We start from the raw sequence: 15489 nt of genomic DNA, 5'->3' as shown, positions 1-15489 counted from the left end.
CCATTATAGAAGCAGCTCGGCGGAATTGCAGTGTCGTTTTCGCGGTTGTTTTTAACATTCTTCCTCCTGATCGGAGCCAGGCGCGGCAATCCGCGCGGCTTGACGCCTGAACTGCAGGGGGCTGGCTCCGGACTGGCGCTTGAAGAACAAGCAGAACGCCTGCACCGACTCGAAATCGAGCAGATCGGCGATCTCCGTGACGGAGCGGTCGGTCTCGAGCAGCGCCCTCTTGGCGCGATCCATCAGCAGCCTTCTCAGATAACCGCCCGGCGTGACGCCGAGCAGCCGTTTGAAATTGCGATCGAAGTGCGCGCGGCTTACGCCGGCCTGCCGGATGACGTCGGGAATGCGGGACGCGGACTGGGCGTGAATGATCGACAGCGCCGATTTGATATAGGACGGAATAGGATCGGCCGCGTTCTCCCGAGCCGGTTCGTGATTGGCGTAGCAGCGGAGAATATCCGTCAGCAGCGCGGTCAGCACCGACTTCGCCATGATCGGCCCGTAAGGCGCTTCATGCTCGCACTCCCGCAGAAGCCGCTCGCACCACTGCGCGACGGCCCCCGAAGAGTCCCTGACCACGCGGCTTTGGCCCAGCAAATAATAGCCGTTCTCGAGCGGGGTCAGCTCCTGGAAGCGGAACCCGAGCGAGTACAGCGTGAACTGGCCTTGGCCGGATGCGCCTCCGCAGTGCACCTCGTGCGGCTTGGTGACGAAGACGTCCCCCGCTTCCGCGGCGTGCTTCGCGCCGTCGAGGATGAACCAGCCGCTGCCTTCCGAGACGCAGCACAGCTCGAAGTAGTCATGGATTTGCATGGGCGTAAACCAAGCCGGGTCGGTCAGCCGATCGATGTACACGATGCCCGAATACTGCGGGCCAAAAGGAAGCTCGAAGCGCAGCTCGCCGGGTCTCGGCAGCAGCTTCGCGCGCACGGCCGGCGTTGCGATTTCAATGAATGCGGGCGCGTCATGACGCAGATCAACCGCCTCCTTCCGATCGTTCGGCTTTGGCCGAAATTCCGCGTGCACGCAGCCGATGCCTGATGTATTCCCCTTCGCCGTCCGATTCCCTGCCGGAAAGGAAGAAAGAAATGAGGATAGAGGGAAAGAAGAGAGAAAGTAGGAAAGATAGAAAGAAGAAAGATAGATAGATAGATAGCAAGATAGAAAGATAGAAAGAAATAGAGAAATAAAGAAAAAGAGAGAAAGAAAGTAAGAAAAAGACAGCCGGCGCGCGGCTGTCCCACTTTGCTACTCCATAATATACGCATTCAAGAAATCATTGCGGAACTTGCCTTCCGGATCGCACTGCAGCAGCAGGCGCCGGAATTCGGGCAGCTTCGCGTAGCGCGATTGCACGCGGGCCGGCGGCATCGTAAACAGCTTGGCCCAATGCGGGCGGGCGCCGAACGGCGCAAGCTGAGCTTCGATATCCGGCAGCACCTGCCGTACGTTCTCCCAGTCCGGCTTCCACGTGAAATGAATCCCGACCGAATCCTGGCCGAAGCTGGGACTCATCCACAGCTTGTCCGCCGCGATCGTGCGCACCTCGGTAATATAGAGAAGCGGCGCGATCCGTTCCCGCAGCTGGTTAATGGCTCGTAACGCCTCGTATGCATGCGAGCGCGGCACGAAATATTCGCTCTGCAGCTCCTTCCCCGCACTCGGGGTAAAGTCCATTCGAAAATGCGGCATGCGCTCATGCCACGGACCCGGAATGCCGAGCTGCTCGCTGCAATTTTCCGCCGTATGGCCAGGTACAGGATGCCGATGCTCAAGCGCCGGAGCCGCGCCGAAGAAGTCAGGCTCCGCCTGTACGGAAGCACCGTTTCCATCTTCCGCAAGCTGCCGCTTCTGCCACACCTGATTGAACGCCGACTGCTTCCAGTCCGTAAACAGGCTGACGCTGTAGCCGCTGGAGAAGATGGCGTCGAAATGCCGCTCGAGCTGCGCTAAGGGCAGGTTCTCGTACACGCGCTGGCTCATCTCGAAAGCCGGAACGACATCCAGCGTAATCTTCGTCACGGCGCCGAGGCCGCCTAAGCCGACGACCGCCCCCTCCAGCAGCCCGTCCTGTTGATCGCGGGAGAAGACGACCGTCTCTCCGCTGGCTTGGACGATCTCGAGGGCATGAACCGCCGTGGACAGGTTGCCGTGGCTGTCGCCGGAGCCGTGCGTGGCCGTCGCGCATGCGCCCGCAACCGTAATATGCGGCAGCGAGGCGAGGTTGTGCAGCGCATAGCCGTTGGCGTGCAAGTAGGTCGCCAGTTCTCCGTACCGGATGCCGGCTTCAACTGTCACTCTGCCGTTCTCGCGGTCCAGTGACACGACGCAATTCAGCTTTTGCAGCGAGAGCTGGCTTCCTGCGGAATCGGCGATGCCGTTGAACGAATGCCGCGTGCCGAGCACCCGCATGCGAGTGCTGCGGACGACCATTTCTTGCAGCTGCTCCATCGTTTCGGGAACAAGCAGCTCCGTGGCGCCGAACCGGTAGTTTCCGGCCCAATTCAAGTTGTTTTCCATGTTCACGCTCCTTTATGAAGTATAGAGACCAGCAAGCCAGTAAAGCGTTCGCATTTCATTATAAAGGAATCGCCGGCGATGGAACAGTGAAGTCCGTCTCATCTGAGCGCAATCCCGTCCCCGCCTGCGCGAAAGCGGGCCCGCTTTTCTCGCCGATCAAAAGTTCTACGCTAACTAAGACAGGAACGATGAAGATGATCGTTTTGTATTTCATATCTTCTCCTTTTGGAATAACGGAGCAATATTCCGATCGTGAGCTTTAATTTCATCCAACAAGTCCCCTAAAACTTTGTAGCGGTTGCAACGATGCGTGATACAGGCCGGCCGTGTCTAATCCCAATGCTTCTCCATCGCTTCTTTGCAATGGGAGAAACCATTTCTTGCATAGAACCGTACGCTATCTCTGCTGGGCCAGAGAACAAGAAACTCGACCTCATTCTCTTTTGACCATATTTCCATGGCATTATGAAGCCTTGATCCGATGCCCTGACTTCTATACGCGGGACGAGTATAGACATTGGTAACGTAGCCGTAATGCGGGTGACGCGACTTCCCTGGTCGTGGAACTTTATGAATGAGCTGCAGATACATATGCGATACGAGCGTACGCTCGGTTTCAGCCACCCATATGTACCAATTTCCACTTCCCATGGCGTTTATCAAAAACTCGCTGCAATCGCGATTGAATTCGTCAAAGCCTGCCGTATTCATAAGGTGTTCTTCTTCCGAAAAGTCCCAGCGCATCTGAACCAGTTGCGCAACATCCTCCAATGCAGCCAATCGAATATTCACTAGGTATCCTCCACTCCTGCAAAAGACCAGCCACCGAACCGCAAATGGCGGCGTCACTCGAATTTCCAGCACGCTTCATAAGTAATTTGACTTACTGTTCAGTCATTCGTTAACTTCCGTGACGCCTGAGGTGCGAATCCCTGAATGACTCCCACCATGAGTAATTCGAGTAGCAATCAATCGATCCTGCCATGTTTTGAGAATCGACGGCTCTTACATGCCGGCTGCGCTAATTTGCGTTTACTGAACCGTTCATTCTTGCGCCGAAGTGTGCGTAAGTAAATAACCACATGGTGATATAATTTATGAACAAGTGCTTCTACCGCCCATATAGGAGGAAATAACGAGTAAAGTCAGAATGAGGAGATGATAACCTTGAACGTAGTGACGTATTTCTTCGAAGACGACGGGCAAATTCCCAATAACCCGAACTTACCCGTACTTCTGTACGCCGGGGCCTTTCAAGAAGATCCCTTCCAGGCCGAAGCTAGATTGAAGGAGAACAACTGGCGGAACAGCTGGGTCAACGGCGTGTTTGGTTACCATCATTATCACAGCAATTCGCATGAGGTTCTGGCCGTGCTCAGCGGAACCGCCTTATTGGCGATCGGCGGGGAGCAAGGAAAAGAAATCGAGGTGCAAGCCGGCGATGTGCTGGTGCTGCCGGCCGGAACGGGGCATAAGAAAATCCGCTCAAGCGGCAGCTTCTCCGTAACCGGCGCCTATCCGGACGGGATGAGCTATAATACGAAGACCGGCCAGTCCGGCGAACGGCCCCAGGCGTTGGAAGACATTATGCGCGTCCCATTGCCCGACCGGGATCCCGTCTACGGCGATGAAGGACCGCTCATTCGAATTTGGGCTACGAAATGAGGGCATCCAGCCGGATGCCCTCGTTTTTTCATTGGCTAACCTCGCCGCATGCAGTCTCCTGCGAGTCCTTCGCTGCGACCGCCATCGTTAATATAATCCGCGGCGAATGAGATTCGCCGTCACGGGGACTTTGCCCACTTCCCTCGACCATACGGACAATTGGCCCATATGATGGATCTCATGAGCGATAACATGTCGCATGATTTCGCCGTATTTGAAGATTTCGGGTTTCCCTTGGGGCGTCGGTTCCGATAATTCCTTTTCTTCCATCTCAGGGCTCCACGCCAAGACGAAGGGACGAACTTCCTCGTGAAACCTGGCCGACAACGCCATCACTTTCTCAAGGCTGGCATGGGCTTCGAACGGTTCCGTGAAATCCGGCTTTCCTTGCAGTCCGGACAGCCAGCTGAACTCCACGTCCGCGATATGAAACAACGTATGCAATATGCCGCCGATCCCGCCTGTCCGTTTCTTGAGCAGCTCTTCTTCCGGAACGTCTTGGCACCATGCGAACCAGTCATCCCGCACTTGCCAATTATATTCGAATAGCTTCCGCATCTCGTTTATCCTCCTCGTACATCCTATTCTCCGTATCCCTGTCCGGGGATCGGGTTCCTTCCTCATGCCAAGCGCCGTCACGATGCCCTATCCATGGATCGGCAGCCTGATTTCAATACGCGTGCCTTCGCCGACCTTGCTCTGATAGGCGATGCGGCCATGATACTGTTTGATGATTTTATGGCTGATCATGAGACCGAGTCCCGTCCCTTTCTCTTTTAAACGATAGAAGGGCTGGCCCAAACGATGAAGATGCTCCTCCGGAATGCCGCAGCCTTGATCTTGAATGGAAATGAGGCATTCCCCGTTCGCGTCCAATTGCAGCCCGATGTTGATTTCTCCTCCGCTCGGCATGGATTCGATCGCGTTTTTTAATAGATTTAGAAATACCTGATTTAATTGATTTTTGACGCACATCACGGGAAAGAATTCTCCCCGGTAATCGCGTTTGAACGCGATGTGGTTTGCTGACGACTGCGGCGTCAGAAACTCGAGCGTTTGTTCGATGACGTCTTTGACGTTCTCGAGCGTGTACGCAAGGGCCTGCGGCTTAGCCATCGAGAGAAGCTCGCTCGTGACGATTTCAATGCGTTCCAACTCGTCTTGCAGCAAATCGCCGTATTTCATGGAGCCGTTCTCCACTTTGTATAATTGGAGAAACCCTTTGATTGTCGTCAGCGGATTGCGGATCTCGTGGGCCACGCCCGCCGCCAATTCACCGACAACGGACAGCTTCTCGGACTGCAGGAGAAATTCTTCCGCCTTCTTGCGCTCGGAGATGTCTCGGCTGATGATCACGATATGCTCGATCCGTCCTCCATTTCCCTCGACTGGCTTGCATAGGGAATCGAAAGGAATCAGACGTCCTTCCTGATGTCGGAATCGAATCTCCATGGATTGCGATGTCTTCTGCTCGATGATCTTTCTAACCGTCTGATGAAACGTGTTCACATCATCGGGACTGATAATCCTGTCGAGCGCCGCGCAATCCTGTGACAGACTGGGATATCCGAGCACGAACGCATGGGAAGGAGAAAAATACCGGATCGCATGGTCCGGATCCAACACCATGATGAGGTCGGACGTATTTTCGGCAATGAGCCGGTATTGGTACTCGCTTGCGTTCAATGACAATTCCATTTCGTCTCGCTCGGCAATGATGCGTCGCAGCCGTTCATGGGATTCGATGAGCAGCCCGCCTAAAAGCACTCCGAGTATGACGAACCATAAATACTGCAGATGAAAGAGCGGCTTGTCCACCAGAATGCCGAATGTAAATACCGTACACATGTACAGCACGATATAAGCGCCCGACAACGCCAGGCTTCTCTTGAAGAGGGGCAGCCGACGACGGGAGAAGTAGATATGTAGGATGGAGAACACGACCATAATGAACATCCAGCCGCCGATGGCGGGAAACCAATTGCCGCTTGAAAGCAATCGGATGGCTAAGGCGAAAAGGCCGGTAATGATTCCCGCAACAGGGCCAAGATAAGCAAACGTCAAAATAACGGGGGCATACCGGATATCGTATACATAACCTTGCTGCTTCACGGCTAATAGAACGAGGACAATCGAAACGATGCCCCCGTATAGACCGCACCAAATCAGCGGATGCTTGAGCGGCTTGAGGTTGATAAACGAACGAAGCACGAAAGGCGTACTGACAAAGAGCGAAAAAATCGAGAGATTCACGATGTAATCAAAGAGAAACAAACATGATCACCTACGTCTCGTAATCTAATTTCACTACGATTTAACATGTATTATGATTGTAAAAAACGGGAGGTGACATCCTTGTCTGCGGATCTGTCACAAGCTCAACGATTAGCGCTAACGCATATAACGAATTACGCAAGAAGCCGTAAAGATGACGCGGAGCGGACCATCAGGGAAATTCTTCACATGACGAACGTCGAGCGGGAAACGTATGAGGATGCGGTAATGAAACTAAAAACCCATGCTCGCGTCGCGCTTCATTTCCACCCCGACCGGCCGGATGCCGCCATGAGAAGCATAGCTGAAGCGCTCCTGGAGAATGGAACGTATAAAAGCCAGTTCGAGACCTTCATATCGAATGGAAGCGTATCCGCCTATCCCGGCGGCGAACGCGACCTATGGGAGAAGAACTTGTTTGGCGGAGCCTACCAAATAGACGGCGCAACCGATAACGAACGTCCCAAGTACGGGGCGCTGGATGTCATGCTGCATCCCGATGGACCTGCGCCGCGCTTTGGATCCTGCTACTTCCTTCTATACCCCGAAGTGTCTCGGCGCTGCACGTACACCTATTTGGATTCCCACCAAGACCCCAAGGACAAGGGGACGTTGGAGGAGTTCGATCTCGTAATAGCCGCTCTGATGAGGGATGCATTCGTTAGCGAGTGTGCCCTAGGTGAACGAAACCTGACTGCGGGAAGTCTGGTCCGGCATTTGCTCGTCAATCTCGAGCTGCCGTTCCAAGACCCGTCGCAAGAACAACCCTGCCGAAACCTCAACCATTATATCGAAGCTCAGGTTCATGGGGATATTTCGCTGCAAGAAGACGTGAGCATGCTTGTGGCCGACCCGTCATTTCAGGGCACTCATGTAGGGGAAATTTTAGAGCAGCTTTGCCTAAAGTATGCGATTGATCTTTATTGGCATAGGGGCTTTTCGCTTTCGGCGGAACAGGTTCCGGCGGATTTTAGAGGTCCGTCCATGCCCTCCCTAGCCCAAAGAATTGCACAAGGCGGTTGGATTGATGCAAGCATGATTGGCGCTGCCGCCATGGATTTGAAACGACATCCGCATGCTTGGAGCGACAGAGGAACGTATCAGGAAGTTCTTCAAGAGTTGAAATTAATGTGGCATGTTTTGGTCAAGTACGGATGAGCGGCGTCCTATTCTTTATGCCTGACAACGGTTCCTGCCATAAGGTCATAGACGGTTTGTTTATTTCTGCTAAATAACGCGCTGATCAAATAGATCAGTGCCAGACCATAGACGGCTGCCAATAATGAATTCAGCAAGACATCGGGGTAGTCCGTAGGAATGACCATATGCCAAATGGTGAAATGGGCCAGCTCCCAAGGGATGAATTTCAGGGCAGAACGAATCATCGAGGCTCCGAGTCTGATGGGTTGACCATCCTTACGGGTAACCACGATTCCCATTTTTCGTTTTCCCCAAGTCGCATGCGCTTCGGATCCCTCGCATATAGCAAAATAAAGATAGACAGGCAGCGTAATGAATAGAAACCCCATGAGCTCCGCCAATAAGGGATCTGTCGAAAACAAGGGAGTGAGCCACGGTCGTATCAGAAAAGACAGGCCTACCAGCAGGATGATGTAGCCCGTAATGATGACGTAATCCCATAAAAAGGCGATCATGCGGGTCCCTAATGAAACGTGAATTGCATTTCCAAGCTTAGGCATCACTTTACCCCTCGTGACCAATTAGAGAACGAAACACTAAAGAATGAATGACTAAAAAACGAAACACTCCATGTTATTCGTTATGCGATTCATTTATCCTGCCGTTCTATCCAGGCACGCCATGAGCTTGACTCCAAATTCTCTTAAATAAAAGCGATCATTATCAGGGCCGCCATCGCGGAGCCGAAATGCAGCCTATTTATCTCGTCGGCATAAGAAATAAGCGAATTGAAGTTGTCATGGAGTTCTTTGGTCAAGTTAATGGTTATGTCATCCCCTATAATGAGATACCGAGCTTCGGTGCTTCTAGTTCAAGCAGTTCGCGAACCGCTCCGTGATCGCGATGCCTGCCTGCCAATCCGTTCCCCCGTCTTCAAGCGTCCAGCAGGCCTCAAGAACGCCTCGCGCCACGCCCCACATCGCGATTCGGCGAGGGTCCAAGCCCAAGCGACCGGCCATGATCGCAATTCGCCTCCGCAGCACGACCTCGCAGTCACCGCCTCGATCCTCGTAGTTCAGCAAATATTGGATCGTATCGAAATGAATGTCGCCGATGACGCCTTTAGGGTCAATGACGCTCCATTGTTCCTCGCCTTGGCGGAGAATATTCTGATGATGCAGATCGCCATGCAGAAGAAGGTTCTCTTCCGTGGTCGAGATGAGATAAGCAAGACATTCCTCGGCATTCTCTACCCAGCTCTCCGGCAGCGGCGCGTCAAGACTAACGCCTTCATATCTCTCGCGATAACGTTCCATTGCCGCGAAATGCTGCTTCATGGTTGGATACTGGCTTCCGGACGGTGCCGGAAGCTGCAGCCGGTGAAATACTTCGCAGAAAATATTCGTCGCTTGCAGGTCATCTTCAATGGAAGACAACGGCGTGCCGGGATCGGCTCCCTCCAGCAGAGCAACGCCAAGCTCCTCGTCTGCTTCCAGCACCCCGACCGCCCCTCGGCTCTCATAGGCGCGAAGGACGTTCACTTCCCTAGCAAGCTCGTCTTTCAAATACGAGCATTTTAGAACGGCGGGCTTCCCGTCGCCGCGCTTCCCGCGGAGTACGAAGTTATAGGATAAATTAGAAAACGGCGACTCCGGACGAAAGTCGAACCTGCTTGCGCATTCGGCAATCAGTCCTGGCAGCTCGCTTGACCATGCGTCCCCTTGTTCGCCGTGAAGCTCGTGCATTCTATTCAAAAATGCCTCCGGAATCACAATCATGCGCGATAGCTCCTTTACGCGAGTATTCTGGTACTCTGGTGCGTTGCTTCGAGTTCGTGTTATGTAAATCCCTGTTTAACCGCCGGTTGGCGTGGTTTTACGCGCCTCGTACAGTCTCTTGGGAAATGACTGAGCTATGAATGACAGTATCCTCTTATTCGTGCAAGCTCTCAACAATTTCTTTAAAGCAACCCGAAAAAGGCTGCCGGCACCAGCAGCCATGTCGTTGGCATGAAGGGCGCATTCTTATCCAATGACGCCATACTATTTCGAGTTCAAAGTTGCGCTGCTTTGCTTCCAATGAGATCCTCATGATTTACGCGCCGAATGCAATGCAGTACCCATTATTATCGCGTATGGTGAGCTCGCTCCAACCTTCGGACCAAATCGGACCTCTCGCAATCTCGATGTGATTGGCGATGAACAGGTCGTATAACTGTCTCAGCCCTTGCTTGTCGGTATAGCAGAACGCATCGAAATAGACGCCACCTTCGGCAGAAGAGCACGGTCGGATATCGCTTGGGTTAGCAGCCTCGTGCAAAATAAACGTAGCTCCGCCATGACTGACGTGAATATGGCCGCCAATGTCTTCGGTCGTGAATCCGATCCCCTCGTAAAAGTCGACTGCATCCTGAATATGGGCAACCAATAAGACGAACGAAGCGTTTTTGATTCGCGCCCGATCTTTCCCTACGGACGTTTCATCCCGTTTTTCCTCCTGAGCGGAATGTTCACCCAAAGCGATCAGCTCCTTTTTCAGTAGTCGTCGGAATGGTTCGAGTCAAATTATAACCCTAATTTTGGAAGCTATATGAATAGAATAGCGAATGTATGTTTGCTTGTAAATGATAATTTCCAATACCTCGGCGCCCTAATTCAATCCGGTAATTCGCCGGCATTGAAGCAGCCGAAGCTCACCGTCAGCGAAGGCCCATTCGATATCACCCACCGCGGCTTCCTTCAGATCTCCAGCCCGGTCAATCTGAAATAATCCGGCGTTGCGACCCGGAAGCAGCGGGCTAGCCAACGATGAGCGCGAGCCGGACGACATCCTCCGTCCCAGCCTTGTCTCCCGCTCCCCCGCCCGCTTCACTTGCCGGAGCCGTTGCCCTTTCACGCTTCCTATAGCTTCGCAGCCGCTCGGATTGCGCCGCCTCCCAGATGGAACGAATTGCCAGCCCTATTCCTGCGGTCGTCGTAACGTTGCCCCGCTTCTCCAGTCAACGCAAAAGCCACCGTTAACGAACCAGTGGCTTTAGCGCGCAGCATCCCTCTACACGGTAGAGTGGACCCGCACGCAAATAAAAAGCCCTGAGGACAAACAGCTCCTCAGGGCTTGCGTAGACAGATGCGAATGGGTTAGCAGCAGCACCGCGAGGAGTTCCTATGAGGTTGTTGACGTTTCGGTTGAAAGTCGGTCATTGTCCTCGCTCCTTCGCAGTTAGAATGATGTTGAAATGCGTTCTTACTTGCTTCCTACCTTGGCTCCATGAGAAATAGCGAACAAAACAGCTTGATCATGATCGATTCTAAGCCCCGTCATGGAAAAGGTCTTCAAATCCACGCCTTCCATCATCGCGCCGCGGACGTCGGCCCCTTGAAATTTGACGTTGGCCAGGACGGCCATGGTCAGGTCGGCGTCCCTCAGATCGGCTTTTTCCAGATTGGCTCCCGTCAAATCCGCTTCGACCCACTTAACGCCTCGCAGGTCCTGCCTGGCCAGTCTTGTATTTCTCATATTCGTATACGACCAATCCCCTTGAACGATCGTAATCCCGTCCAACGTGGCGTTCGTCAAATCCGAGCCTGTCATTTTGCACTGCTCGAATTTGGAAGAAAACAGATTCGCTCCATTGAAGATGCAGTTCTCGAAGGCGGATTCGGTATGGATCGATCCGTTCAGGGACGCCCCGCGAAAATCGCACTCGACGAAACGGCAGCTGCTCGAGACAATCTCTTCGAGCGATCCGTTCGCAAACGCACAGCGTATAAACGTACAGCTAAGGAGCTCGCCGTACCTTAAGTCCTGCGATCCAAAGTTTACTTCCTCGTAATGCTGGCCGCGATGCTGAAACATTAGAAACCTCCTGTATGCCATCCTCCAACTTGAGCGCGAGTCCATCGGATGCATGCATCTCGCAAGACTGAAGGCGTAATTTTCTTGTTTTACTATAGCATATGGCAGTCAAGTACCTGTCGAATCCCCGATGAAAGTCAAGCTGTTTATTTTTCTAACTTCCTTACGTCATCGGTACGGGAAGTTCAAATTCGCCGATACAGGAAAAGCGAACAGTCGGCCATTTATCGGCTTTCTGTTCGCTCTTCCCCAGGTTTGCTTTTCTCTAGGTTTGCTTTTCTCTCAATCGTGCTGCTGCAGCAAACCTTTACGCTCCTCTTAAAGATGCTTCGTGCAATTGTATAACGGACACGTCCACTCGCTTTGGCTGTAATTCAGAATGGTTAATGAAGCGTTGCCCAGATACGTCGTCGCGAAGCGATCCGGCAGGAGATGCTGCAAGGACAAGCCGATTAAGCCGCCGTGACTGACCATTAATACTTTTTTGTTTTCGTATTCCCCAGCAGTTCGTTCAGGAAACTCAAGCCGCGCCCGGCGACAGCGCGTGAATCCTCGATACCCAGATCCAGCTCGCGCCAATTCGCTCCCCAGCGCGCGATGCGTTCGGCCTCCGTGGTACCCTCGATTCGGCCGCAATCGATTTCCCTTATTCGCTCGTCGGTCACGATTGACGCTATTCCCAAGGAATGCCGTACCCGCTCTGCCGTCTGCTTGGCTCTCATTAGCGTACTGGAATAGACAGCATCCCATTGTTCGCCGGAGAGTCTGTCAGCCAGCGCAGCGGCTTGCTTTACTCCTTCTTCGTTCAGAGGTATGTCGGAGATGCCTTGCGCCTTGCCTTGTTGATTCCAATCGGTCACCCCGTGTCTGATAAGTCCAATGATCGTTGTCATCGAATTCCCCCTTCAACCTTCAGCCGCGTTTCTTGTGCAGAAATGCTAGGCCTCATCTTCATGTATGACCGCAACAATCGTGTCATCATCCGCCCACGCGAATTCCAAGATGGCAGCCGAGGCTTGAGCGCCTAGCGGAAACGTATCAATGTCCGTTACTGTTTCGGTATTCAATTGAATCACTTTCAAGTATCGCGCCATAGGCTCGTCGTTCGGTACATAGATGAAAGCTAGATACGAACCGTGCAGGCTGAATGCTTGACCTCCGCGCATTCTGATAGAGCCTTGGGATCGTAGGGTCGCAATGTCGTGAAGCTCGCTGGATGAGTCAATGCTGGCAATATGAAATTCATCCCCGTCGTTATGAGGGACGTAATAGGCAATCCGATCGTCTTGGACGGCAAATAGCTGCGCTTCTATATCCGGCAGATCCAATTCGCGCTCTTCGCCCTGCATGTTTACCGCGATAGTGGTTCGGACTGAATCGTATTCCTTGATGCAAAGGACGCGCTGAGAATCCAACCATCCGATGATCTCGTACATCGCTCCATCCGTCTTGCCGATCCTCGTTTCTGCGCCAGTCGCGAGATCGTAAGTAAATAGCGCTGCCTCCATAGGACTCCGGTTGGTTTTATTAGAGGTATAAATCAGCTTGGTGCCGTCGGGACTAGGCCGGACGCCTCCATTCCAATAGAGCATCCAATGTTCGTCGTTCGTTGGACCTTCCTTTGCGATCATGCTGAAGGTTTTCCCCTTATACGCAAGCGGCGATATACGCTGGAGCTTCTTGGCGGCACTGTTAATGAGCCAGATTCCATTGTCGGCGACCACGAACGATTTGTTTCCATCCGGCGTAATCACGTATTCCAGCGGGAACTGATCGATATCCTGCGGCATGACGATCGACCGCCCCGCAAGCGATACCTTTTGAAGCTTAACCAAGACGTCGCCATGCCCGGTCATCACCGTGGCTTCAAACTTCTCCGAGCGCGCTAACGCATCAGCGCCGATGCTCCTCAGCTGGCTGGTCGTTACCGGCTCTTGGATCCTCTCGATCTGTCTGGCGGCAAGTTTCTCTATCCGATATCGTCCATCGGGAAGCAGATGATAGGCGGCCAATGAATCAACCGCTTTCTTCGTTACATTGACGCTCCGTTTGACGTTATCCCAAGCAACGGGCATGCCGAATGCCGCAGTCGCCGTTCGAATCGGTACATAGGCACGATTATTACGGATGATCGGCTTTAATTCCTCGGATGTCCGTTTGCCGTCGATCCACAGTTGAACGCCTCTGCAAGACATTCCCTCGGCAGCTGCCGGTTTCGTGCGAATAAGCACGCTGCAGGAGCCGCCATCCCATTCAACGGCTTCTCCGGCAAGCTCAGCCATGGCGCGAACGGGCACATACGCATGACCCTCGATCAGAAGCGGCACTAGCGAAGGTTGGTTCGTCGGTACGCCGTTCACTGTCAAGTAGACGCTGCTTGCCGCCGATGCTGCCGGAGCAGCAAGGAAGGTTAGCATCATCGCACCTGCCAAGGATGCAAGAACCGCAAAGACGCGATGCATGACGTTGGACTTCATTCCTCTTCCCCTTTCTCGTTCCATGAGCCTTGATGGCGTCATCAAGCATTTAGACGGTGGGAGAACGGAAAAGTTCCTATATCTTACAAATTAAGAACATCCATCACTTTCAAGAAGCTTGTCTAGGGGATCTTCGACGCTGACGACCGAGGTACGAATAGCCCAGCCTATGAATATGGTGGAATACACGGTTACCGACTTGCTGAACAACCATAACGTATCAAAAGGAGATCGCCATGTCACAAACGCAGCTTACGGATAAGCATGCCATACGGGGTCCGTTTCATATCCATTTTCCGGAAGAGGACCTGATCGAATTGCGCAAGCGGGTCATCGCGACGAGATGGCCGGACCGGGAGACCGTACCGGATCAATCGCAAGGCGTAAAGCTTGAAACGGCCCAGCAGCTCGCGAGCTATTGGGCGAACGGGTACGATTGGCGCAGGTGCGAGGCGAGGCTTAATTCGATCCCGCAATACTTGACCGAGATCGACGGCGTGGACATTCACTTCATGCACATACGTTCGAAGCACGAAGACGCGCTACCGCTCATCATCACGCACGGCTGGTCCGGCTCGATCATCGAGATGCTGAAGGTGATCGAACCGCTAACCGATCCCACGGCATACGGCGGCACCGCAGCGGACGCTTTCCATCTGGTCATCCCGTCCCTCCCCGGCTACGGGTTCTCGGGCAGGCCGACGACGACGGGCTGGGGTCCCGTCCGCATCGCGTGCGCCTGGATCGAGCTGATGACGCGCCTAGGCTACACGCGGTACGTCGCCCAAGGCGGCGATTGGGGCGCGATCATCACGGATCTGATGGCGCTGCAGAAACCGCCGGGACTGATCGCCATGCATACCAATATGCCCGGCGCGGTTCCGCCCTACATCGATCAGGCGCTCCAGGCCGGTAACCCGCTTCCCCCAGGTCTCTCGGAAGAGGAGCTGCGCGCATGCCGGCAATTGGCTTTCGTATACGGTCATATCGGTTATGCCAAAATCATGGGAACACGCCCTCAGACGCTGACCGGCCTCGTGGATTCCCCCGTCGGTTTGGCCGCTTTTCTGATCGACCATGACGCGTACAGTCTGGAGATCATCTCGCAGGCTTTCGCCGGACACCCCCATGGTCTGACCAGGGACGACGTCCTTGACGACGTGACGCTCTACTGGTTGACTACAACGGCGATTTCATCGGCGCGTCTCTATTGGGAAAACAAATTCTCCTTCTTCGCCGCCAAGGGCGTCACCCTCCCGGTCGCGGTGAGCGTCTTTCCCTACGAGCTCTATCAAGCCCCGCTCAGTTGGGCGAAGCAAGCCTACCCGAATCTGTTCTACTACCACAGGGTCGACAGGGGCGGGCACTTCGCGGCTTGGGAGGTGCCATTGCTGTTCACGTCGGAACTCCGCGCTGCGTTCAGGCTGGTAAGATGATTGTCCGGAGTCAGGCGCACATGCTGAAGGCCCATAGCGCTCTGCGCTGTGGGCCTTTCAACCATCGATAAAAGCCGGCATATGTCCGAGATTCCGATTCCCGATCCAGCCAGCCAATG

At 53.7% G+C, this 15489-nt stretch carries 14 protein-coding genes and 1 pseudogene; 3 read left to right on the top strand and 12 right to left on the bottom strand.

Going from position 1 to position 15489, the window contains the following annotated elements; translation table 11 throughout:
* Positions 1 to 51 precede the first annotated feature (51 nt).
* From GT003_RS09960 to GT003_RS09945, 4 genes are all read right to left on the bottom strand, one after another.
* Positions 52 to 1029, bottom strand: a complete 978-nt coding sequence (locus GT003_RS09960) for a helix-turn-helix domain-containing protein (protein WP_161697007.1) — start codon at positions 1027 to 1029, stop codon at positions 52 to 54.
* Between the two features lie 222 nt (positions 1030 to 1251).
* The gene (locus GT003_RS09955) at positions 1252 to 2523 is read right to left on the bottom strand and encodes an FAD-binding protein (RefSeq protein WP_161697005.1); all 1272 of its coding nucleotides are present in this window, start codon (positions 2521 to 2523) and stop codon (positions 1252 to 1254) included.
* A gap of 58 nt (positions 2524 to 2581) precedes the next feature.
* Positions 2582 to 2737, bottom strand: a complete 156-nt coding sequence (locus GT003_RS09950; RefSeq protein ID WP_161697003.1) for a hypothetical protein — start codon at positions 2735 to 2737, stop codon at positions 2582 to 2584.
* A 116-nt stretch (positions 2738 to 2853) separates the two neighbouring features.
* Entirely contained in the window at positions 2854 to 3315 is a 462-nt protein-coding gene (locus GT003_RS09945) for a GNAT family N-acetyltransferase (protein ID WP_338045884.1), read from the bottom strand.
* Between the two features lie 366 nt (positions 3316 to 3681).
* Between GT003_RS09945 and GT003_RS09940 the strand changes: the two genes are divergently transcribed.
* The gene (locus GT003_RS09940; protein ID WP_161697001.1) at positions 3682 to 4188 is read left to right on the top strand and encodes a cupin domain-containing protein; all 507 of its coding nucleotides are present in this window, start codon (positions 3682 to 3684) and stop codon (positions 4186 to 4188) included.
* Between the two features lie 87 nt (positions 4189 to 4275).
* On the opposite strand, the gene GT003_RS09935 is transcribed toward GT003_RS09940, so the two are convergent.
* Both GT003_RS09935 and GT003_RS09930 read right to left on the bottom strand, forming a co-directional pair.
* On the bottom strand, positions 4276 to 4746 hold the full coding sequence (locus GT003_RS09935; RefSeq protein ID WP_161696999.1) for a DinB family protein: 471 nt from the start codon (positions 4744 to 4746) through the stop codon (positions 4276 to 4278).
* Positions 4747 to 4833: 87 nt separating this feature from the next.
* Positions 4834 to 6462, bottom strand: a complete 1629-nt coding sequence (locus GT003_RS09930) for an ATP-binding protein (protein WP_161696997.1) — start codon at positions 6460 to 6462, stop codon at positions 4834 to 4836.
* A 45-nt stretch (positions 6463 to 6507) separates the two neighbouring features.
* Between GT003_RS09930 and GT003_RS09925 the strand changes: the two genes are divergently transcribed.
* Positions 6508 to 7620 (top strand): DUF3626 domain-containing protein, encoded by a 1113-nt coding sequence (locus GT003_RS09925; RefSeq protein ID WP_161696995.1) that lies wholly within the window; start codon positions 6508 to 6510, stop codon positions 7618 to 7620.
* Between the two features lie 8 nt (positions 7621 to 7628).
* Here the strand turns inward: GT003_RS09925 and GT003_RS09920 are convergent, their stop codons facing one another.
* The 6 genes and pseudogenes from GT003_RS09920 to GT003_RS09895 form a co-directional block, all read right to left on the bottom strand.
* Positions 7629 to 8162, bottom strand: coding sequence for an RDD family protein (locus GT003_RS09920; protein WP_161696993.1), 534 nt, complete (start codon positions 8160 to 8162; stop codon positions 7629 to 7631).
* Positions 8163 to 8468: 306 nt separating this feature from the next.
* Positions 8469 to 9380: an aminoglycoside phosphotransferase family protein gene (locus GT003_RS09915; RefSeq protein WP_161696991.1), complete on the bottom strand. Its 912-nt coding sequence runs from the start codon at positions 9378 to 9380 to the stop codon at positions 8469 to 8471.
* A 316-nt stretch (positions 9381 to 9696) separates the two neighbouring features.
* Positions 9697 to 10119 carry a VOC family protein gene (locus GT003_RS09910; protein ID WP_161696988.1) on the bottom strand — a complete coding sequence of 141 codons (423 nt, stop codon included), beginning with the start codon at positions 10117 to 10119 and terminating at the stop codon, positions 9697 to 9699.
* A gap of 726 nt (positions 10120 to 10845) precedes the next feature.
* Positions 10846 to 11457, bottom strand: a complete 612-nt coding sequence (locus GT003_RS09905; protein ID WP_161696986.1) for a pentapeptide repeat-containing protein — start codon at positions 11455 to 11457, stop codon at positions 10846 to 10848.
* A 318-nt stretch (positions 11458 to 11775) separates the two neighbouring features.
* A pseudogene (locus GT003_RS09900) lies at positions 11776 to 12350 on the bottom strand (histidine phosphatase family protein).
* Positions 12351 to 12395: 45 nt separating this feature from the next.
* Positions 12396 to 13934, bottom strand: a complete 1539-nt coding sequence (locus GT003_RS09895) for a copper amine oxidase N-terminal domain-containing protein (RefSeq protein ID WP_161696984.1) — start codon at positions 13932 to 13934, stop codon at positions 12396 to 12398.
* 236 nt (positions 13935 to 14170) lie between these two features.
* Here GT003_RS09895 and GT003_RS09890 point away from each other — a divergent pair, with 236 nt between their 5' ends.
* A complete protein-coding gene (locus tag GT003_RS09890) occupies positions 14171 to 15370 on the top strand; it encodes an epoxide hydrolase family protein (RefSeq protein WP_161696982.1) in 1200 nt (399 codons plus the stop codon).
* Positions 15371 to 15489 lie beyond the last annotated feature (119 nt).

Origin of the sequence: Paenibacillus sacheonensis, assembly GCF_009909195.1 — a bacterium.
GTDB lineage: Bacteria > Bacillota > Bacilli > Paenibacillales > Paenibacillaceae > Paenibacillus_Z > Paenibacillus_Z sacheonensis.
The sequence above is the reverse complement of the archived record's forward strand: the minus strand, read 5'-3'. Positions and strand labels throughout refer to the sequence as shown.

What these genes read in the sequence shown, in the direction of transcription:
- GT003_RS09955 (WP_161697005.1), bottom strand. Translation starts at nt 2,523, where the DNA reads ATGGAAAACAACTTGAATTGGGCCGGAAACTACCGGTTCGGCGCCACG.
- GT003_RS09950 (WP_161697003.1), bottom strand. Translation starts at nt 2,737, where the DNA reads ATGAAATACAAAACGATCATCTTCATCGTTCCTGTCTTAGTTAGCGTA.
- GT003_RS09940 (WP_161697001.1), top strand. Translation starts at nt 3,682, where the DNA reads ATGATAACCTTGAACGTAGTGACGTATTTCTTCGAAGACGACGGGCAA.
- GT003_RS09935 (WP_161696999.1), bottom strand. Translation starts at nt 4,746, where the DNA reads ATGCGGAAGCTATTCGAATATAATTGGCAAGTGCGGGATGACTGGTTC.
- GT003_RS09925 (WP_161696995.1), top strand. Translation starts at nt 6,508, where the DNA reads ATGTATTATGATTGTAAAAAACGGGAGGTGACATCCTTGTCTGCGGAT.
- GT003_RS09920 (WP_161696993.1), bottom strand. Translation starts at nt 8,162, where the DNA reads ATGCCTAAGCTTGGAAATGCAATTCACGTTTCATTAGGGACCCGCATG.
- GT003_RS09915 (WP_161696991.1), bottom strand. Translation starts at nt 9,380, where the DNA reads ATGATTGTGATTCCGGAGGCATTTTTGAATAGAATGCACGAGCTTCAC.
- GT003_RS09905 (WP_161696986.1), bottom strand. Translation starts at nt 11,457, where the DNA reads ATGTTTCAGCATCGCGGCCAGCATTACGAGGAAGTAAACTTTGGATCG.
- GT003_RS09895 (WP_161696984.1), bottom strand. Translation starts at nt 13,934, where the DNA reads ATGAAGTCCAACGTCATGCATCGCGTCTTTGCGGTTCTTGCATCCTTG.
- GT003_RS09890 (WP_161696982.1), top strand. Translation starts at nt 14,171, where the DNA reads ATGTCACAAACGCAGCTTACGGATAAGCATGCCATACGGGGTCCGTTT.